Here is an 18,480-nt window from a genome sequence, read left to right as displayed (position 1 = left end):
AGCCCCGATTACTGGAAGCGACGACGCGCATTGGCTTCACGCGCGGCGCGAGCCACTTCAACCGGTACCACGCGACGGCCAACCGGCCACAGCGCAATCGCCGCGATTTTAAAGTTGGCGATACCCACCGGGATCCCGATGATGCTGATGCATTGTGTAATACCTACCGCGATATGCGACAGGCACAGCCACCAGCCAAACAGCACCAGCCAGACAATATTGAGCACGGTGCCTCCCGCATTCAGCACGCTGTTTTTTGACTGCGGCTCCAGTTCATCAACATGCACCGCTTCGTTGCCGTAAGGGAGCAGCGACAGTTTGGTTATCTCCCAGCAGGAACGGGTGAGCGGCAGAGTGATAATAAAAACGATGCTGAAGAATGTTGCTACCAGCCAACCCAGGGTTGTGGCAAAACCACCTAATACAAAATTTAAAATATTCAGAACGGTACGCATAAATCCTCTGTGCGGCCTGCGAATAATAAGTCCGGGTAATTGTAACGTTTTTTTGCGCTGGAGCACCTATTCTCTGGCGGTTACACTGTGTGATATCGAAAAAGTCAGGATTTGGCGAAGATGGAATTAAGAGCGACAACGTTGGGCAAGCGCATGGCGCAGCATCCTTACGATCGGGTTGAGCTTCTCAACGCGGGGGTTAAGGTATCGGGCGAACAGCATGAATATCTCATTCCTTTCAATCAGTTGTTGTCGATTAACTGCAAGCGCGGGCTGGTATGGGGCGAGCTGGAATTTGTCCTGCCCGAAGATAAAGTTGTCCGTCTGCACGGTACAGAGTGGGGCGAAACCCAACGTTTTCATCGTCACTTAATCACCCGATGGCAGGCATGGAGCCAGGAGATGAGCGACATTTCCGCCGATGTGTTACAGCAACTGCTGGCAGAGATTGCTGACAATAACGACGTCGGGAAATGGCTTACCCGCCAGCAGACTGCGACTATCCGTCAACGGATTTTGCATGCGCTGGAAGGTTTGCCGGTACCGGTGAGTCGCCTCGATAGCTTCGACAACTGTCGCGAGGCGTGGCAGCAGTGTCAGGCCTGGCTCAACGATGTGGAAGCCAGCCGTCAGGCGCATAATCAGCGCTATACCGACTCGATGCTGGAACAGTACGCCGATTTCTTCGAACAGGTTGAATCCTCACCGCTTAACGATTCGCAGGCGCGTGCGGTGGTGAACGGTGAACGCTCACTGCTGGTGCTGGCGGGCGCAGGTAGCGGTAAAACGTCGGTGCTGGTGGCGCGCGCAGGCTGGCTGATGACACGCGGCGAAGCGGCGGCAGAGCAAATCTTACTGCTGGCGTTTGGGCGCAAAGCGGCGCAGGAGATGGATGAGCGTATACAGGAGCGTCTGCACACGGATGCGATATCCGCGCGAACCTTCCATTCCCTGGCGTTGCACATCATTCAGCAGGGCAGTAAAAAAGTGCCGGTGGTCAGCAAACTGGAAAATGACACCGCCGCCCGCTACAAACTTTTCACCGACTGCTGGCAGCAGCAGTGTAAAGAGAAAAAAGCCCAGGCCAAGGGCTGGCGCTTATGGTTACAGGAAGAGATGGGCTGGGAGGTTGGCGAAGACAATTTCTGGAATGATGCGAAGATCCTCAAACGGATGGGCAGCCGACTGGATCGCTGGGTGAGCCTGATGCGTATGCATGGCGGTACCCAGGCTGAGATGATCGACAACGCGCCGGAAGAGGTTCGTGAACTGTTCGGCAAGCGCGTTAAGCTGATGGCCCCGCTGCTGAAAGCGTGGAAAACCGCGCTAAAAGAAGAGAACGCGGTGGACTTCTCCGGGCTGATTCACCAGGCGATTAACGTGCTGGAAAAAGGGCGCTTTGTCAGCCCCTGGAAACACATTCTGGTCGATGAGTTTCAGGATATCTCCCCACAGCGCGCGGCCTTGCTGGCAGCGCTGCGTAAGCAGAATTCACAAACCACGCTATTTGCCGTGGGGGATGACTGGCAGGCAATTTATCGCTTCAGCGGTGCACAGTTGTCGCTTACGACGGCCTTTACGCACTATTTCGGCGAGGGCGATAACTGCGCGCTGGATACCACCTATCGCTTCAACGGTCGCATCGGTCAGATAGCCAACCGTTTTATTCAACAAAACCCGCACCAGCTGCATAAGCCATTAAACAGCCTGACGGCCGGTGATAAAAAGGCGGTTACCCTGTTGCCGGACGATCAGCTTGATGCGCTGTTTGACAAGCTAAGCGGTTACGTCACGGCGGAGCAGCGCATTCTGGTGCTGGCGCGTTATCACCATCTGAAACCGGCCGCACTGGAAAAAGCCGCCACCCGTTGGCCGAAGCTGAATATCGATTTTATGACCGTGCATGCCAGTAAGGGTCAGCAGGCGGATTACGTGATTGTGCTGGGTTTGCAGGAAGGGCAGGATGGTTTCCCGGCACCCGCGCGGGAATCAATCATGGAACAAGCGTTGCTGCCGGAGCCGGAGGATTTTATCGACGCCGAAGAACGCCGTCTGTTGTATGTAGCGATGACCCGCGCCCGACACCGCGTGTGGTTGATGTTCAACAAAGAGAATCCATCGCCGTTTGTCGACATTCTTAAACAGCTGGATGTACCGGTGGCGCGCAAACCGTGAAAAAGAAACCCGGCGTGATAGCCGGGTTGATCAATTATTTAAGACGATCTGCCAGATAACGCTGATAATCCGGAATCAAAATATCCACCGGGTCGCTGAAATGCGGCGACTGAATAATGAGATCTGCCGTTGAGGCGTTGGTGGCCACCGGAATGTTCCAGACGGTCGCCAGGCGCAGCAGCGCTTTGACGTCCGGATCGTGCGGCACGGCGTTCAGCGGGTCCCAGAAGAAAATCAGTACATCAATTTTCCCTTCAGAGATCAGCGCGCCAACCTGCTGATCGCCGCCCATCGGGCCGCTCAACAGCGCATTCACATCCAGACCCGTGGCGCGCGCCACCAGGTTTCCGGTCGTGCCGGTCGCCGACAACGCGTGCTGTGCCAGCACGGCTTTGTGGCGATCGACCCATTTCATAAGCATATCTTTGCAGTGGTCGTGGGCAACCAGCGCAATGTGTTTGCGCGCAGGCAGCGTGCGAGTGGTGAGTTCCATAGCGTAATATCCTGATCAATAAATGCAGACAGATTACTGGATGCGAATACTGCTGCAAGCTTTAAGGGTAAAAAATATGATGAGTGGCGAAATTGGCGGCAGTGTGTACGTTTATGGCTGGCCTGGGCGGATTGACGTACACTTAGCGCAAAGGCCAGGAGGATAATGATGACTGAAAGTGATATTGCAGACATTTTGAACACCACGCGCACCATTGCGTTGGTTGGCGCAAGTGATAAACCGGATCGCCCAAGCTATCGGGTGATGAAATATTTGCTGGATCAGGGTTACCACGTGATACCGGTCTCGCCAAAAGTGGCGGGTAAAGAACTGCTGGGTCAGAAGGGCTATGCAACGCTTGCGGACGTGCCGGAAAAAATCGACATGGTTGATGTTTTCCGTAACTCAGAAGCGGCCTGGGGCGTGGCGCAGGAAGCGGTAGCCATAGGGGCAAAAGTACTGTGGTTACAGCTGGGTGTGATTAACGAACAGGCGGCCGTGCTGGCGCGCAATGCAGGGCTGAGCGTGGTGATGGATCGCTGTCCGGCGATAGAAATCCCGCGTCTGGGGCTGGCGAAATAATTGATTCCGCCCGGTGGATCACACGGGCGGTCTCTGATTTTCCTGCGTACAGAACGCCGTTAAACGGTCAGGGCGTCCACGACATCGGCGACGCTAACAACGGTTTTAATGCCGCCAATCCCGGTTCCCAAAGAGATATAACCTTCATCGGTATTGCCTTCCAGCATGCCTAACCGCAAGCCACGAAGCCCGCCCATCGCGTGGCCAATTTCCTCTTTACTGGCCCCGGACTTGTCCATAGCGACCAGTTTCTCGGTCAGTTTCCCCGGCAGAGAACGGTAGTAGTCCGGCAGGGTACGGAACAGACTTAAATCCAGCCCGTTCGCCGCGACAATTTTCTCTTTAATCGATTGCGGTACGCGGTTTTCCAGCGTGCTGATAAATACTGAACCCGCGAAGACGCCTTCCGCGCCCAGTGCATGGGCGGCTCTGGCCGTACGTTTATCGACGATCCCTCCTGCTGCAAGAACGGGTACGTTCTCAACGGCATCAACGATCATCGGAACGATGGAGAAGGTGCCCAACGCGGTGGCAGGCAGGGTTCCGCCTTCGTCAAAACCGGTCGCTACGATGATATCCGCGCCAGCACGTTCGGCTTCACGGCTGTTGGCGGGCGTGGGGTTGATATCACGATAGATAATGGCAACGCCGGCGGCTTTTAGCTCAGCAAACAGCGCAGGAATAATCGCGCCTTCACCATAGCCGGTATAGACCACGGCTTTCACCGCTTCTTCTTTGACAACCTGCAAGATGCCCGGCGTCCAGATGTCATTTTGCGGCGAAGGAATAAGATTCACGGCAAACGGCTTTTCGGTTAATAGCTTGGTTTTGCGGATCTCTTCGCGCATTTTCTCGGCGGTTTCTTGCGGGGTAGAGACCGCCGTTTCAGCGGTAAGACCTGCGTTTGGCCCCAAAACCCCCAGCCCGCCTGCGTTGCTTACGGCGGCAACCAAACGCGCATCGGTTAACCACGAGAGTGGGCCCTGAATAACCGGTTTTTCAATGCCTAGAATCTGGCAGATACGATTCGTTTTCATGATCTTATTTCCTCGTCACGAACTCATTTCTGGTGTGGGAGGGAGTGTATAGCGATTTATTGTTCATAAAAATAGTGAAAAAAGTTCTTCACTGTTATTAAATTAGTAACAATAGAAACTGGCTATGGTCATCGCATATGCAATTGAATTTATTTGAAAATATTAAGATTTTTATGGAGATAGTCGACGCCGGAAGCTTTACACAAGCGGCGGAAAACCTGGAGCTGCATCGTCCGGCGGTCACCAAAGCGGTGCAGCAACTGGAAACGCAATGTGGCGTCCGCTTACTTCAGCGCACTACGCGGCGCATCGCGTTAACGTCGGAAGGCGAAGAGTTTTACCGCCGTAGCAAACCTTTGTTGTATCAGGCTGATGAACTGCTGGCGTCATTTGCGCCGGACCGCCCCTTACACGGGCAGCTGCGTGTCGATATGCCGGTTGCCTTTGCGCGTCAGTTGGTGGTTCCCCGGCTCGCTGAGTTTTATGCCGAACACCCTGACCTTGAGATTATCCTCACCGGCAGCGATGTACGGCGCGACATGCTGCGCGAGGGGCTGGACTGCATGCTGCGTGTCGGCAGGCTTGATGACGGTGACTATATGGCGCGCCCGATGGGCGAGGTGAAGAGAATGACCTGCGCCAGCCCTGAGTATCTTGCCCGGCACGGCACGCCGCAGACGCTTGACGATCTGCGTCATCATCAGGCCATAAACTGGATTGTCAGCAATAATCGCGAGATCGTGCCCTGGCACTTTACGACGTCTCAGGGCGTCGAAGAACGCGTTCTGCCGGGGCGATTGATTCTGGATAATGCCGAGGTCTATATTTCGGCGGGTCTTTCCGGGCTTGGATTGTTGCAGGGGATGAATTTCTTCTTACAGCCCTATATCGATAGCGGGCAGTTGGTTGAGGTACTGCCGAATTTTCCCTGCCCATCGCGTAAGTTATCGCTTATCTACCCGCATCGGCATCTGCCGCAGAAGGTGAGAGTATTTGCACAATGGCTGGAAACCGTGTTGAAGGCGTTATGAGCGAATTAATGTAAAAAAACACCGTTCACGTATGTGAACGGTGTGATTACGGTGTGGAGCGGGGGGTTAGTTACGCAGTCGCGGCGCCTGAAGCTGCTGGCGAATTGTACGCGCCAGCTCATCCATCGAAGGTTGTTCCGGATGATCTTCACGCACTTCACCGCTCAGTTGCGCTTCAGCCAGATAGGTGTGAACCGGCTGGCCGTCTTCATCTTCCATGACCACGTGATACCACGGCAGCATCCGAAGTTCATCGTTTGCCGCCAGTTCATCGGGCTCTGGTTCATCAAGTGAGTATTCCGGGTCGATATCGACAATCACGCCCAGATACCCTAATAAGGAATGACGGACCTGTTGGCCGATACCGAATTTGCTGGCAATCATAGTCACCTCCCGGGAAACATTAACTCCATACAATATGAGGCCGTTGTTTCGCTTTTCAAGTTACATGACGCGACAGGCAAACCCTTTCAAATACAGCCCTTCGGGATAAGTGGCGATCACCGGGTGATCGGCCGCCTGACGGAACTGCTCTATAAATTGTACATCACGACCGGCATCTATTGCGGCATCAGCGATGATTTTCTGGAATAAATCTGTTGTCATCAGCCCGGAGCAGGAGAAGGTCAGGAGCACACCACCCGGATTCAGCAGTTGGATAGCGAGCATGTTGATATCTTTATAGCCACGGCAGGCGCCCTGAAGTTGGCTTTTGTTCTCAACAAATTTCGGCGGATCCATCACGATAACGTCGAATTTCTCGCCCTGATCGCGGTATTTGCGCAGCAGTTTGAACACGTCGTCACGGACGAACTCCGCTTTGCTGAGGTCCAGCTTGTTCAGCTCGACGTTCTGTTTTGCGATATCCAGCGCTTCCTGCGACGTATCGACGCTGGTGACCTGACGGCAACCGCCCATCAGCGCAGAAACCGCGAAACCGCCGGTATAGGAGAAGCAATTGAGGACGCGTTTGTCGGCCACGTAGCGGCGCGTCGCCAGACGGCTGTCTCGCTGGTCGAGGTAGTAACCGGTTTTATGACCGTGCTGGATATCCACCAGCAGCTTCATACCGTGTTCCTCAATTGGCAGCAGGGCAGGCGGCAGTTCACCGGTAACCGGGCCTTGCGTCAGTTCCATACCTTCTTTCTTACGTACGGCAACGTCGCTACGATCATAAATCGGGCATTCCGGGTACAGCGTTTGCAGCGCGCTGATTAACGCCGCGCGCTGATATTCCGCCCCGGCGCTCAACAGTTGCAGGACGAGGAAGTTGCCAAAGCGGTCGATCGTTACGCCCGGCAGCCCGTCAGATTCACCGGCAATCAGACGATAGCTATCGAGGCCATCCTTCTGTGCCAGCCAGTCGCGCCACTGCTGCGCTTGTTGCAGGCGACGGACAAAAAAGGCGATATCAATGGTTTCATCGGCATCGAACGTCCAGACGCGCGCGCGGATTTGCGATTCCGGCGAGTAAGCCCCGCGGGCTAACCATTTCCCTTTGTGATCAACGATATCAATGGTTTCACCGAGGTTGGCTTTGCCTTCCATACGGGCAACGGCCCCGGAAAAGACCCAGGGATGACGGCGGAGTAAGGATTTCTCACGCCCTTTGGCTAACACTAAACGTACGCTCATAGATAATTATTCTGGCTATTCGATGGGAAGGGCTGCATTTTCCCGACTTCGCCGTCCAATTGCAATGAACATGGCAATATTGCGGCCCCGCGTTCGGTAAAACGTCTGGAAAATGTCATACTTAACGGAACTTAAGGGATAGCGACGGGAGGCAAAATGGCATCAGTGTGCACCATTGCGTGGGTCTATGGCATGGTTCAGGGCGTAGGGTTTCGCTACAGCACTCAGCGAGAAGCGCTACGGTTAGGGCTTAAGGGCTACGCCCGTAATCTGGACGACGGCAGCGTGGAAGTGGTTGCCTGCGGCGAAAAGGAGCAGGTTGAAACGTTGCTGGCGTGGCTAAAAGCCGGAGGCCCACGCAGCGCCAGAGTTGACCGGGTTCTGGCCGAACCGCATCAACCCCAGAAAGCGTGGGATGGCTTCAGCATTCGCTATTAAATGCATTTTACCGGTTTAGGCAGGCCGGCAATTTTCGTCGCCTGCTTAGCCGGGCCTTTCGGGAATAAACGGTAAAGGTAGCGGCTGTTGCCTTTCTCTTCGCCAAACTTATTGGCCATCGCCTTCACCAGCATGCGGATAGCGGGGGAGGTGTTAAACTCCAGATAAAACTCGCGGACAAAACGCACCACTTCCCAGTGCTCCGGGCTCAGTTCAATGCCTTCATTCGCGGCAATGGCAACCGCCATGCCTTCGCTCCACAGGGTGGAGTCTTTCAGATAACCGTCGTTATCGGTCTCAATTTCTTTGTCTTCGTAGATCAACATAATTTTTCACACGTCATACAAACGGTGGGCAGTGTAGCAAAAAAAAAGACCCCGCATAAGCGAGGCCTTGTGAGGTTCAGTTTGCGTTATTAATCGCGGCTGGCGAAGCCCAGAATGCTCAGCAGACTGATAAAGATGTTGTACAGCGACACATACAGGCTCACGGTTGCGCGGATGTAGTTGGTTTCTCCGCCGTGAATGATGTTGCTGGTTTCATACAGAATCGCGCCTGAAGAGATCAGAATGAACACTGCGCTGATCGCCAGATGCAGAGCCGGCAGTTGCAGGAAGATGTTCGCCACCATACCAATCAGCACCACCACAATACCTGCCATCAGCATACCGCCGAGGAAGGACATGTCTTTGCGGGTGGTCAGCACGTAGGCCGAGCAGCAGAAGAACACCAGTGCGGTACCGCCCAGCGCCATACCAATCACGTCGCCCATACCGGCAGAAAGGTAGGCGTTGAGGATTGGCCCCAGGATATAACCGAGGAAGCCGGTGAAGGCGAACGCGGAGATAATCCCGGTCGGTTTGTTCGCGGTTTTATAGGTCAGGAACATCAGGCCGTACATGCCGACCAGCGTCAGAATCAGCCCCGGAGACGGCAGCATCAGCACGGTGCTTGCGGTTGCGGTGATCGCCGAAAACGCCAGCGTCAGGCTCAGCAGGAAATAGGTATTACGCAGAACTTTATGCGTGCTCAGCAGGGACGAGCGGTCACGCGATGAGGTAATTATGCGATCCATGATTCACTCTCTTTATGATGGATATTAATAGTGAAACAGCATAAGAAATGTCCTGCATATCCCCTAATGCTTTTACCCATCTTTACTCAGCGCAAAGAGCGAGATCAACCTCTTATAGGTGACTGAAAACCATTGCCTTATTTTGATACCAGCGCTAAGAGTGAAGAGGGTGTCTCGACAACTAAAATAAAGGCAAGGGAAATGAAACCACATCATCACAACCGTATTACTTCCATTATGCTGGCGACAGGGCTGGCGTTCTTCACTACCGCTGTCAATGCGGCGAACGTCCCGGAAGGCACGATTCTTGCGGATAAACAGGAGCTGGTCAGAAACAACGGCAGCGAGCCCGCCTCGCTCGACCCGCATAAAGTGGAAAGTGACGTTGAATTTAATATCATCAGCGACATGTTCGACGGGCTGGTGGCGGTGAGGCCAGATGGCACGATTGAACCCCGGCTGGCGGCATCGTGGGAAAACAAAGGTAACTGGGTATTCCATCTGCGCGAGGGCATTACCTGGTCCGATGGCACACCGATAACCGCGCAGGATGTCGTCTGGAGCTGGCAGCGGCTGGTTGACCCGAAAACGGCGTCACCTTACGCCAGCTATCTGGGAAATATGAATATCGTCAATGCTGCTGATATCGCCGAAGGGAAAAAAGCGCCGGATACGCTGGGCGTTAAAGCGCTTGATGATAAAACGCTGGAAATTACGCTCACGCAGCCTACCGCCGCTTTTTTACCGATGCTGGCGCACCCGTCGCTGGTGGCGCTGGATAAGACGCTGATCACGCGCTTTGCTGAAAAATGGACTAAGCCTGAACACTTTGTCAGCAGCGGGCCCTATACGTTGTCCAAATGGGTAGTCAACGAGCGTATCGTCGGTAAACGCAATCCACGCTACTGGGATGACGCCCACACGGTGATCAATCAGGTCACGTATCTGCCCATCTCATCGGAAGCCGCAGATGTGAACCGCTATCGGGCGGGAGAAATCGACATCACCTCAACGGTGCCGATTAACCAGTTTGCGCTGCTGAAGAAAACAATGCCGGAGCAGCTTGATGTCTCTCCCCATCTGGCGACCTATTACTACGAGCTCAACACCACGCGCCCCCCCTTCAACGACGCCCGCGTGCGCCGCGCGCTGAATATGGCGCTGGATAAAGACATTATTGCCGGGAAAGTATTAGGGCAGGGGCAACGCCCGGCCTGGCTGGTGAGTCAGCCGGAGATAGGCGGTATCACGCTAAAAAATCCGGACTACGCCAGCTGGCCGCGCGAGAAACGAATTGCCGAAGCTAAAAAGTTGCTGGCGGAAGCCGGTTTTGGCGACGATCACCCGCTGAGCTTTAATCTGCTCTATAACACTTCTGAATCGCATCAGCGCATCGCCATTGCCGCCGCATCGATGTGGAAGAAAAATCTTGGCGTTGAGGCCAAACTGCAAAATCAGGAGTGGAAAACGATGCTCGACGCGAAACGCACCGGTAATTTTGACGCTGTGCGCTACGCCTGGATTGCCGATTATGACGATGCCACCACCTTCCTCAACAACTTCCGCACCGGCGACAGCAGTAATACCAGCCGCTATAGCAATCCGGCCTACGATGAAGCGCTGATGAATGCGGCGAAAGCGCCTGATATCGCTGCGCGTGGACGTTTTTATCAGCAGGCCGAAGATCTGTTAGCGCAGGATGTGCCCTCTATTCCGGTGTACCACTATGTACGCGCGCACCTGGTGAAGCCGTGGGTGGGCGGCTTTACGCCCGACAGACTAGGTTTTTACTTCACAAAAGATATGTACATCAAGAAGCATTAGATGAAATGAATGCGCCGTAAGTGTCGAAAAACTCGCCATTTTGTTGCAAATTCAGACGAATAACACGTTTTTGACTGTTTTTCAGGCAAACGATCAAAATGGGGCTTTACAGGTCGGGGCGGGATGTTTATAGTGCGCCTCATTGGAAGCGTGGCCGAGCGGTTGAAGGCACCGGTCTTGAAAACCGGCGACCCGAAAGGGTTCTAGAGTTCGAATCTCTACGCTTCCGCCAAATACGAAACCCCAGACAAGAAATTGTCTGGGGTTTTTGCTTTTCTGAAATCGTCAGTATGCCACTGCAATCCGTTCAGAACGCTGGACTAGATATTCTAAAGAACACTTTTTAATGTATCGATAACACCTTTATGTGGAAGATAGCCAATAATGCCATGGGCATTAGCGGTAAAATTGTCAACGGTCCCATCATTCTCTATATCTAGCGCAAAGGTACTGGCATCCAAATTTCTACCAAGGGCAACTAAATCTGAAGGGTCATAAAAATTCACCCATCGCTTAACAAATGAAGGTTTCTTGCGCGGGGGGCCGAGTTTTTTCTTGAATGCTTCGAGCCCAAGCGGCGAACCCATTGTGATCAACAGAGGGATTTCTATCTTCAAGCCCTTTGAGTCCATTTCCCTCAATAGTTTGAAAGCTATAATAGTTCCCAAAGAGTGGGTTATCAAAATTTGTGGACTTTCCTTCAGATAAGGTCGAACGATGTTATCGACTGCAGAGCCCGCTCCAGGTGAAGATAGATAGGTATATCCTTGCCTTACAAGCCGTAGCAAAAGGGAACCTTTTGCGGGGGATATTTTTTCTATTGCTCCAATCAGACCTACAAAGCGGCGCATGAATAAACTATCCATCGGAATAGTATTATTTGTCTTAATCGCATCCTCAATATCAGTTTCACCAATATTATTTGATGCAGCAATTTCCTCCATTACTACGGTTAGAAATTTTAGCTCGTTTTGATCGGCTATTTTAATTTCTGCAGGCTGAATGCCCATTCCAATGGCATCTTTTGCGCTACCGTTTGTCCACCCAGCAAGTGTCTTCCCATAATATGCCATCTCTATGTCTGAACCATCCAATAGACCAGGTGCTGATTTATGTATACACTCGGTCCATAGATTCTGAAGTTCGTATTTTTCTCTTTTTTCCTGCCCAATCCCATGAATCATTAAAATGTTCATCTATTTTTCTCCATATTGAATTTTCGGATTAGAATTTCAGCACCTTCCAGACGAAACGAAGAAAATTGTGACGGTAACATAAACGGAATGACGTCCTGTAATCTCTCTGCAATGAATACTTCTTCAAGTTCAGGATCTTCGATAAACTGCCATCCCTGACGTAACCAAGGCCAAAGCCCTGCAACTGTGCCATTACTTACTGGTGTCGCACTTCTAACCCAGTCAGGCAGAGACTCGTTAATGGGTGAACTTATACGTGCCTCTACTGCTGGAACACTTGTTTCGTAACGAGATTGATGATAGTTAGTTGGCAATAAGCCCATTAATACGATATCAAAAGGTATAGGCTGCAGATGATCACAGTAAAAATAAGCCATACGATGTATATTATCAATATCACCAACATAATCGTATAAGTAGCTAGATATTGCCCCCAAAATTGGATTGATATGCTTCATCATTCTTAACTTTGTAGCAAACTTATCCACTTGGTCAGCAGATAAGTTACCGATTTGGAGATCTGCAATCGCTTGTATTGAATGTTGTTGTTGGAAGTTTGAATCCTTGAGCCGCTCAATACAGAGCCAACCCATATACCCTCGATGGTCACGACTTAAAATAGTAATTAAATCACTGTATACAACAACTGACGCAACCATTCCATCATCAAATTCAACAAGTACCTGAACGGCATCACCATTCAAAATTTCGATATAATATTCACCAGGCCGAATCGAAGTGGAAAAATGGGTAGACCAAATTTGTTTGGGGATCATCCCGTGCACAATAAAATTGGCACCATGATCATTGATTCTCTCAAATTGCCAGGGAGTATCTATCGTTTCATTTTGTTGAAAATATTCATGTTCAAAATCATCTCCTGAATCAAACTCAAACTCAAACGCACCCTCGCCATCAGACTCAGCTTCATTGAGAACATTTGGGGTGACATAGTATTCGTCTGGAGGCGCTGGCCATTGGAATTTGGGTATTTTTACATTTGGTATATTACCGTTCTTAAAATACACTGCATGATCACGAGGAATTCCCGTAGCATACTCAGGGATACATTTCAGACGATATAATTCACCTATTTCTCTCATTCTTTTCTGAGCGAATAATGCCAGGGATTCAGGAATAACACAATCACGAAGATGGATATCAAAAGCTTCAGAACTTTGACCACACAACCCCTCAAGCAGAACAGTAGAGAATATGCAACGTGGGGGAGAAAGCTTATCCCCTTTCAACATATAAGCTTGCTGACCATCCATCACGGCATTGAAACGGTCAAGTACAGGTATGGTTACATCGTAAGGTCCACGAGGCAACACGTGATCTTGCGCAATATCTGCTGTCTCAATATCAGAAGGAAGTGAGCGGCAGGCATCACTGAATATTGATAGATTTTTGATTCCATGGCGATAAAGCTGACGCCTTAGTCCTTCTACCGAAATTGCGCGCATTTCGTATTCCCAGTCACTGGGTAACCAGACGTTTTGTTCGGCCCCGGTACGAAATCCATGCCCTGCAAAATGTAAAATGAAGAGATCGATCTCTGCATTATCGGGAAGCATTAAGAGTAGTTTTTCGCGAATGCGAGCTATTGTGACAGGATTATTATCCTCGTCAGTTATAATCTCAGTCACAAAACCTGATTGACGAGCCCATTCACTCATTTCATGCGCAGCGGTAATCGCTCCAGGTAAATAAGCGAGCGGAGATGCTGTTGACACCCCAATCGTTAAACAAAGATTTGGCATATACTCTCCATCATGATGGTTGCTCTGGATATAAATTATTAGAGTAGTCGCAATTTCGGTTTGTTGCGGTAATAGAAGGCTTGACCACAATGGTGCTCAAACAAATCCCTCTCTGAAAAATATCTGACCATCCTATTGCTATACGAAAATGATGAAAGCAAAGTGGAAGTTAAATTATAAGTCTATGTAGTTTATCCAGAACACTAGCAGTCAAAATAGATGATAAGGACCTGTTATAATGAAAAGTATTACCAGGGCGCTGTCGATGACACTACTAATAATGGGTGGAACTACCGTATAAAATCAAACTTTTGTTTTACAGTCTGAACACTCATTTCCATATTTTATTTAGACGCCCACGACTACCTTTATCACTCTGGATGAGAGCATAATGTAGTGATGTGATGGACGTCGTCCCTCTCTCTGCGCATATCCTAATACACCTGCACTATGAGCGAGATAAACGTCAACGGTATCTATCTGGTTTAATCGTAGAGCAATGTACTTAGTGCTGGGAGGCTGATGGCGTCAAAGGATACTTCACCATTACTACGGTGGGTTGACGCCTGAGGAATCAGATAACAGATACCGTTTTTACTATAAAACCGTGTCAATATTACCTGATCCCGCAGACCTGACTCGTGGCACCGTTGACAGCATCGATGCCAATGGCAGCCCACAGCATCTCAAGACAATCTAACAGGCGGTGCGGGTAACGATAGACTCGAGGGTGGCCTGGGCGCTGATATCATGACCGGAAGTGCCGGAGATGACACCTTTGTCTTTCACAAAGGCTTTGGTCGAGACCGTATTACCAGCGGTTTTGATAGTAATCCCAGCGGCGGACAGAACCACCTCGATCTGAGCTTATTAGGTATTGGTGTGGTGAATTTTACCAGTAGCGTCACTATTGACGGTGGAGCGGGTAACAGCACCGTTATTACCCTCGTCAATCCGATTGATGGCAATGTTATTACTTTAGAAAAGACGATATCGCGCCAGCATACGCCCACAAAACGAAATACGTTATTAAAAGGAGTGGTAGCAACCTTTATGACTCTGTTTTTAGTTGTGTTATCAATATGCTTATGCTGGCGCCTCGTTAAAATACTTAACGCGTTGATGAACAGACAGAACGTTTACTTTTTTACAGGTCGATGATTGTAATAAAACATCTATTTCCTATTGGATAAATAGCTCACTAAATTTAGTGAGCTATTTATCCAATACATTGCAACTAAAGTACGAAAAACATCTGTATTTTTGCAACTAACATGAATATATATGTCGGTATAAAGAGTCTTGGTTTTTCGATGGTTGTGAGTATGTTTTTGCAATGCAAGATTATTGCTGATCTGATAATTTATCATGATTAGGAGATAAATAATGTCAATTACCCGATATGTTTCTATTCCTAAAGAGCTTAACGCTGGGGTCAGCCCGGCTCGTCAGCAAACTATGTTATCTCTCATTGGCAACCCGCGAGCTCAATATAGCTCAGAGTGCCAGAATCCCACTAATTCACGTATTTCAGCGCAAATTGTAACAGCCAAAATTAGCCGTTTGAAGGTGACCGGTCTGGATAGAGCCGTTCAATCCCTGAATGAAGTGATGTCCGATATCGAGAAAGAGGTACCAAAGGTCTTTGCAGTGATCGGCCATGCGGGCATGCTGTGCGCACGTTTTGTACGAGGATCACAGTTCGCTATTAGCAATCATTCATGGGGAACAGCAATCGATCTGACTCTGGACGGGCAACTCGACCGGCGGGGCGATGGACTCGTGCAAGAGGGGCTAACACTTATTGCACCCATATTTAACCGCCATAGCTGGTTTTGGGGAGCAGGCTTCCGCACCGAGGATGCTATGCATTTCGAATGCTCTGATGAACTCATCCGTCGTTGGGCAGCGGAAGGCGCATTTGGGGCAGAAATCGTGAAAGCAGCACGCGAGTCGCCAATATTGTCTTTGGGCGATCGTGGAACTGATGTAATGGATTTACAGAAGGCGTTGAACAAACATGGATCTTTATTACTCGTTGACGGTGAGTTTGGTCGTAATACTTTGGCGGCCGTGATGGCGTTTCAGGCTGCTCAGGGTTTAACCCCAGACGGTGTAATTGGCGAAAAAACGCGCAAATCATTGTTTGGCAAGTGACCCTGACACTCATCAGCCATCAGAACCATACCAGCGCTGGTATTACTGGCGCTGGTGCAGTGGGCTGAAGAACAAGCGTGATGTTGAGTATATCAAGCCGGGCAATCACGGAACGCAGGCTGATGGAATAGAACAGCGAAGGGCCTGATGAATCCCTGAACACTCTTCACTCTTTGCGGTACTCGTCATAACCCAACCGCCAACATGAACATCCCTCATGTTGCAGTGAAATTAACTCGCTTTCTCTCCCCCTTCGCCTCTGTCATTAATATCACCATAACTTACTGACAACATGAGTGCCGCAGCGACAACAAGTCAGTTACATCTGGCCGTTGAAGCTGATGTGCGGTTTCATGTCTGAACCCAGGGTGCCAGAAGACGATGAATAACGAATTAACATTTACCATCAAGCGCAGTCGTTTTGATGAAAATTACAACCCTTCAGAAAACACGCGTATTACCACGAACTTTGCGAATCTGGCGCGTGGGGAAAATCGTCAGCAGAACTTACGCAACACCTTAAAGATGATCGATAACCGATTTAACTCGCTGGCCTATTGGGATAACCCGAAAGGCGACCGTTATTCCGTTGAGCTGGAGATTATCTCCGTAGACATGAGCATCAAAGGCCAGAACGGTGTCTTCCCGGTGATCGAAATATTACAAACCGCGATTCTCGACAAGAAAGTTGGAGAGCGTATCAACGGTATTGTGGGGAATAATTTCTCATCCTACGTGCGTGATTATGACTTCAGCGTATTGCTGTTAGAGCATAATAAAAATACCACCCAATTCAGTATTCCGGGGAATTTTGGTGAGCTGCACGGGAATATCTTCAGGCATTTTATCCGCTCCCGTGTCTACAGCGATAACTTCAAAAAATCGCCGGTTATCTGTCTTAGCGTGTCGAGCAAAGACACCTATCAACAAACCGGGAATCAACATCCTGTGCTCGGTCATGAATACCAGCAGGAAGGCACGTCGTTGACGGAGAAATACTTTAATAAGATGGGGTTACAGGTGCGCTATTTTATGCCGAAAGGCAGCGTGGCACCGCTCGCCTTTTATTTCACCGGCGATTTACTGAGCGATTATACCGATCTTGAATTGATCGGCACGATTAGCACGATGGAGACATTCCAGAAGATCTATCGTCCGGAAATTTATAACGCGAATTCACCTGCCGGGTTGCACTATCAACCGGATCTCAATCATGACGATCACTCGCTAACGAAAATTGTCTATGACCGCGAAGAGCGCAGCCGGTTGGCGATTGAGCAAGGGAAGTTCACCGAGCAACACTTTATTAAACCGTACCAGCATATTCTTGAGCAATGGTCCGCTCACTACGCGCTTTAATTAATTAAAAAGATAAGGTCACCTGTTATGAAAACATTGCTCCCAACATCGACTGCTGGCAGTTTACCGAAACCATTATGGCTTGCTCAACCCGAGACACTCTGGTCGCCGTGGAAATTGCAAAATGAGGAATTAGTGGCAGGCAAACAGGATGCTTTACGTTTGTCGCTGGACGATCAACTGCGCGCGGGTATTGATATTGTCAGTGATGGTGAGCAAACACGTCAGCATTTTGTAACCACCTTTATTGAACACCTTAACGGCGTGGATTTTGAAAAACGCGAGGTGGTTAAAATCCGCAATCGCTATGATGCCAGCGTACCGACCGTTGTGGGGGCAGTGGAGCGTCAAAAACCGGTGTTTGTTGACGATGCACGCTATCTTCGCCAGCTCACGACGCAACCCATTAAATGGGCGCTGCCTGGGCCGATGACCATGATCGACACGCTGTATGACGCGCATTATAAAAGTCGTGAGAAGCTGGCCTGGGAATTTGCCAAAATCCTCAATCAGGAAGCCAAAGAGTTAGAAGCGGCGGGCGTCGATATAATCCAGTTTGATGAACCGGCCTTTAACGTGTTTTTTGATGAAGTGAATGACTGGGGCATCGCCGCGCTGGAAAGGGCCGTTGAAGGGCTGAAATGCGAAACGGCGGTGCACATCTGCTACGGATACGGTATCAAAGCCAACACCGACTGGAAAAAGACGCTGGGCTCTGAGTGGCGGCAATATGAAGAGGCGTTCCCGAAACTGCAACAATCGACTATCGATATCATCTCGCTGGAATGCCACAACTCGCGCGTACCGATGGATCTGCTGGAGCTGATTCGCGGTAAAAAAGTGATGGTTGGCGCTATCGATGTGGCAACCTCTGCCATTGAGACGGCGGAAGAGGTTGCCGATACTCTGCGCAAAGCGCTTCAGTTTGTCGATGCCGATAAACTGTACCCTTCGACTAACTGTGGAATGGCGCCTTTGGCCCGTCAGGTGGCGGCAGGTAAACTCAATGCGTTGAGCGCAGGTGCGGAAATTATTCGCCGGGAGTTGCTGGCGAAATAGTGTTATCGCTTTCGATGCTAAAGATGTAATGCGATCATGCTGAAATAACCGAATGCGGTATTTTGGCCTCGCGACTTAATCAGGATGAGTGCTAAGATGACAGGCTTAGCACTCAACGCAATTACCTGCAATTTACAAATGGTAATGAATTAATTGTTATTAATAGCCAATACCTTTACTGTTATCCCTTCAGCGTTTCCC

General features: G+C 50.2%; 17 protein-coding genes, 1 tRNA gene and 1 pseudogene. 10 read left to right on the top strand and 9 right to left on the bottom strand.

The annotated features are described in order from the left end of the window. Window positions 1–8: 8 nt before the first annotated feature. A complete protein-coding gene (locus G163CM_RS09205) occupies window positions 9–455 on the bottom strand; it encodes a YccF domain-containing protein (protein WP_231827802.1) in 447 nt (148 codons plus the stop codon). Window positions 456–575: 120 nt separating this feature from the next. Here G163CM_RS09205 and helD point away from each other — a divergent pair, with 120 nt between their 5' ends. Then, entirely contained in the window at window positions 576–2,630 is a 2,055-nt protein-coding gene (gene helD / locus G163CM_RS09200; RefSeq protein WP_231827801.1) for a DNA helicase IV, read from the top strand. A gap of 34 nt (window positions 2,631–2,664) precedes the next feature. On the opposite strand, the gene mgsA is transcribed toward helD, so the two are convergent. Next, the gene (mgsA, locus tag G163CM_RS09195; protein WP_015965047.1) at window positions 2,665–3,123 is read right to left on the bottom strand and encodes a methylglyoxal synthase; all 459 of its coding nucleotides are present in this window, start codon (window positions 3,121–3,123) and stop codon (window positions 2,665–2,667) included. A 168-nt stretch (window positions 3,124–3,291) separates the two neighbouring features. Here mgsA and G163CM_RS09190 point away from each other — a divergent pair, with 168 nt between their 5' ends. After that, window positions 3,292–3,705: a CoA-binding protein gene (locus G163CM_RS09190; RefSeq protein ID WP_015965046.1), complete on the top strand. Its 414-nt coding sequence runs from the start codon at window positions 3,292–3,294 to the stop codon at window positions 3,703–3,705. Between the two features lie 59 nt (window positions 3,706–3,764). Here the strand turns inward: G163CM_RS09190 and G163CM_RS09185 are convergent, their stop codons facing one another. Further along, window positions 3,765–4,742 carry an NAD(P)H-dependent flavin oxidoreductase gene (locus tag G163CM_RS09185; protein WP_231827800.1) on the bottom strand — a complete coding sequence of 326 codons (978 nt, stop codon included), beginning with the start codon at window positions 4,740–4,742 and terminating at the stop codon, window positions 3,765–3,767. A gap of 137 nt (window positions 4,743–4,879) precedes the next feature. On the opposite strand from G163CM_RS09185, the gene G163CM_RS09180 reads away from it, so the two are divergent. Then, the gene (locus tag G163CM_RS09180) at window positions 4,880–5,773 is read left to right on the top strand and encodes a LysR family transcriptional regulator (RefSeq protein ID WP_231827799.1); all 894 of its coding nucleotides are present in this window, start codon (window positions 4,880–4,882) and stop codon (window positions 5,771–5,773) included. Window positions 5,774–5,839: 66 nt separating this feature from the next. Here G163CM_RS09180 and hspQ read toward each other — a convergent pair whose 3' ends face one another. Both hspQ and rlmI read right to left on the bottom strand, forming a co-directional pair. Continuing rightward, window positions 5,840–6,157, bottom strand: coding sequence for a heat shock protein HspQ (hspQ, locus tag G163CM_RS09175; RefSeq protein ID WP_015965043.1), 318 nt, complete (start codon window positions 6,155–6,157; stop codon window positions 5,840–5,842). 60 nt (window positions 6,158–6,217) lie between these two features. Beyond that, window positions 6,218–7,408 (bottom strand): 23S rRNA (cytosine(1962)-C(5))-methyltransferase RlmI, encoded by a 1,191-nt coding sequence (rlmI, locus tag G163CM_RS09170; protein ID WP_231827798.1) that lies wholly within the window; start codon window positions 7,406–7,408, stop codon window positions 6,218–6,220. A 156-nt stretch (window positions 7,409–7,564) separates the two neighbouring features. Between rlmI and yccX the strand changes: the two genes are divergently transcribed. Continuing rightward, the gene (gene yccX, locus G163CM_RS09165; protein ID WP_231827797.1) at window positions 7,565–7,846 is read left to right on the top strand and encodes an acylphosphatase; all 282 of its coding nucleotides are present in this window, start codon (window positions 7,565–7,567) and stop codon (window positions 7,844–7,846) included. On the opposite strand, the gene tusE is transcribed toward yccX, so the two are convergent. After that, entirely contained in the window at window positions 7,843–8,172 is a 330-nt protein-coding gene (tusE, locus tag G163CM_RS09160; RefSeq protein WP_015965040.1) for a sulfurtransferase TusE, read from the bottom strand. The two genes, yccX and tusE, sit on opposite strands and share 4 nt — an antisense overlap. 89 nt (window positions 8,173–8,261) lie before the next feature. Then, window positions 8,262–8,921: an FtsH protease modulator YccA gene (gene yccA, locus G163CM_RS09155; protein WP_015965039.1), complete on the bottom strand. Its 660-nt coding sequence runs from the start codon at window positions 8,919–8,921 to the stop codon at window positions 8,262–8,264. Between the two features lie 201 nt (window positions 8,922–9,122). Here yccA and G163CM_RS09150 point away from each other — a divergent pair, with 201 nt between their 5' ends. Both G163CM_RS09150 and G163CM_RS09145 read left to right on the top strand, forming a co-directional pair. Beyond that, complete coding sequence (locus G163CM_RS09150; RefSeq protein ID WP_231827796.1) at window positions 9,123–10,745, top strand: ABC transporter substrate-binding protein; 1,623 nt, start codon at window positions 9,123–9,125, stop codon at window positions 10,743–10,745. Window positions 10,746–10,889: 144 nt separating this feature from the next. Continuing rightward, window positions 10,890–10,977: transfer RNA gene (locus G163CM_RS09145), tRNA-Ser, on the top strand. Between the two features lie 97 nt (window positions 10,978–11,074). Here the strand turns inward: G163CM_RS09145 and G163CM_RS09140 are convergent. Beyond that, window positions 11,075–11,941: a hypothetical protein gene (locus G163CM_RS09140; RefSeq protein WP_231827795.1), complete on the bottom strand. Its 867-nt coding sequence runs from the start codon at window positions 11,939–11,941 to the stop codon at window positions 11,075–11,077. Further along, entirely contained in the window at window positions 11,938–13,704 is a 1,767-nt protein-coding gene (locus tag G163CM_RS09135) for a caspase family protein (RefSeq protein WP_231827794.1), read from the bottom strand. Before G163CM_RS09135 ends, G163CM_RS09140 begins: the two co-directional genes overlap by 4 nt. Window positions 13,705–14,406: 702 nt before the next feature. On the opposite strand from G163CM_RS09135, the pseudogene G163CM_RS23460 reads away from it, so the two are divergent. From G163CM_RS23460 to G163CM_RS09115, 4 genes and pseudogenes are all read left to right on the top strand, one after another. Continuing rightward, a pseudogene (locus G163CM_RS23460) lies at window positions 14,407–14,865 on the top strand (hypothetical protein); the annotation flags it as partial. A gap of 225 nt (window positions 14,866–15,090) precedes the next feature. Beyond that, window positions 15,091–15,861: a peptidoglycan-binding protein gene (locus G163CM_RS09125; RefSeq protein ID WP_231827792.1), complete on the top strand. Its 771-nt coding sequence runs from the start codon at window positions 15,091–15,093 to the stop codon at window positions 15,859–15,861. Window positions 15,862–16,242: 381 nt separating this feature from the next. After that, window positions 16,243–17,220 (top strand): DUF1852 domain-containing protein, encoded by a 978-nt coding sequence (locus G163CM_RS09120; RefSeq protein ID WP_231827791.1) that lies wholly within the window; start codon window positions 16,243–16,245, stop codon window positions 17,218–17,220. A 27-nt stretch (window positions 17,221–17,247) separates the two neighbouring features. After that, window positions 17,248–18,279: a methionine synthase gene (locus tag G163CM_RS09115; protein ID WP_231827790.1), complete on the top strand. Its 1,032-nt coding sequence runs from the start codon at window positions 17,248–17,250 to the stop codon at window positions 18,277–18,279. Window positions 18,280–18,480: the final 201 nt, after the last annotated feature.

This window comes from Pseudocitrobacter corydidari (genome assembly GCF_021172065.1).
Lineage (GTDB): Bacteria > Pseudomonadota > Gammaproteobacteria > Enterobacterales > Enterobacteriaceae > Pseudocitrobacter > Pseudocitrobacter corydidari.
The sequence above is the reverse complement of the archived record's forward strand: the minus strand, read 5'-3'. Positions and strand labels throughout refer to the sequence as shown.

What these genes read in the sequence shown, in the direction of transcription:
- G163CM_RS09140 (WP_231827795.1), bottom strand. Translation starts at nt 11,941, where the DNA reads ATGAACATTTTAATGATTCATGGGATTGGGCAGGAAAAAAGAGAAAAA.
- G163CM_RS09185 (WP_231827800.1), bottom strand. Translation starts at nt 4,742, where the DNA reads ATGAAAACGAATCGTATCTGCCAGATTCTAGGCATTGAAAAACCGGTT.
- G163CM_RS09135 (WP_231827794.1), bottom strand. Translation starts at nt 13,704, where the DNA reads ATGCCAAATCTTTGTTTAACGATTGGGGTGTCAACAGCATCTCCGCTC.
- G163CM_RS09115 (WP_231827790.1), top strand. Translation starts at nt 17,248, where the DNA reads ATGAAAACATTGCTCCCAACATCGACTGCTGGCAGTTTACCGAAACCA.
- helD (WP_231827801.1), top strand. Translation starts at nt 576, where the DNA reads ATGGAATTAAGAGCGACAACGTTGGGCAAGCGCATGGCGCAGCATCCT.
- G163CM_RS09150 (WP_231827796.1), top strand. Translation starts at nt 9,123, where the DNA reads ATGAAACCACATCATCACAACCGTATTACTTCCATTATGCTGGCGACA.
- yccA (WP_015965039.1), bottom strand. Translation starts at nt 8,921, where the DNA reads ATGGATCGCATAATTACCTCATCGCGTGACCGCTCGTCCCTGCTGAGC.
- tusE (WP_015965040.1), bottom strand. Translation starts at nt 8,172, where the DNA reads ATGTTGATCTACGAAGACAAAGAAATTGAGACCGATAACGACGGTTAT.
- yccX (WP_231827797.1), top strand. Translation starts at nt 7,565, where the DNA reads ATGGCATCAGTGTGCACCATTGCGTGGGTCTATGGCATGGTTCAGGGC.
- G163CM_RS09190 (WP_015965046.1), top strand. Translation starts at nt 3,292, where the DNA reads ATGACTGAAAGTGATATTGCAGACATTTTGAACACCACGCGCACCATT.
- G163CM_RS09205 (WP_231827802.1), bottom strand. Translation starts at nt 455, where the DNA reads ATGCGTACCGTTCTGAATATTTTAAATTTTGTATTAGGTGGTTTTGCC.
- G163CM_RS09180 (WP_231827799.1), top strand. Translation starts at nt 4,880, where the DNA reads ATGCAATTGAATTTATTTGAAAATATTAAGATTTTTATGGAGATAGTC.
- mgsA (WP_015965047.1), bottom strand. Translation starts at nt 3,123, where the DNA reads ATGGAACTCACCACTCGCACGCTGCCTGCGCGCAAACACATTGCGCTG.
- G163CM_RS09125 (WP_231827792.1), top strand. Translation starts at nt 15,091, where the DNA reads ATGTCAATTACCCGATATGTTTCTATTCCTAAAGAGCTTAACGCTGGG.
- G163CM_RS09120 (WP_231827791.1), top strand. Translation starts at nt 16,243, where the DNA reads ATGAATAACGAATTAACATTTACCATCAAGCGCAGTCGTTTTGATGAA.
- rlmI (WP_231827798.1), bottom strand. Translation starts at nt 7,408, where the DNA reads ATGAGCGTACGTTTAGTGTTAGCCAAAGGGCGTGAGAAATCCTTACTC.
- hspQ (WP_015965043.1), bottom strand. Translation starts at nt 6,157, where the DNA reads ATGATTGCCAGCAAATTCGGTATCGGCCAACAGGTCCGTCATTCCTTA.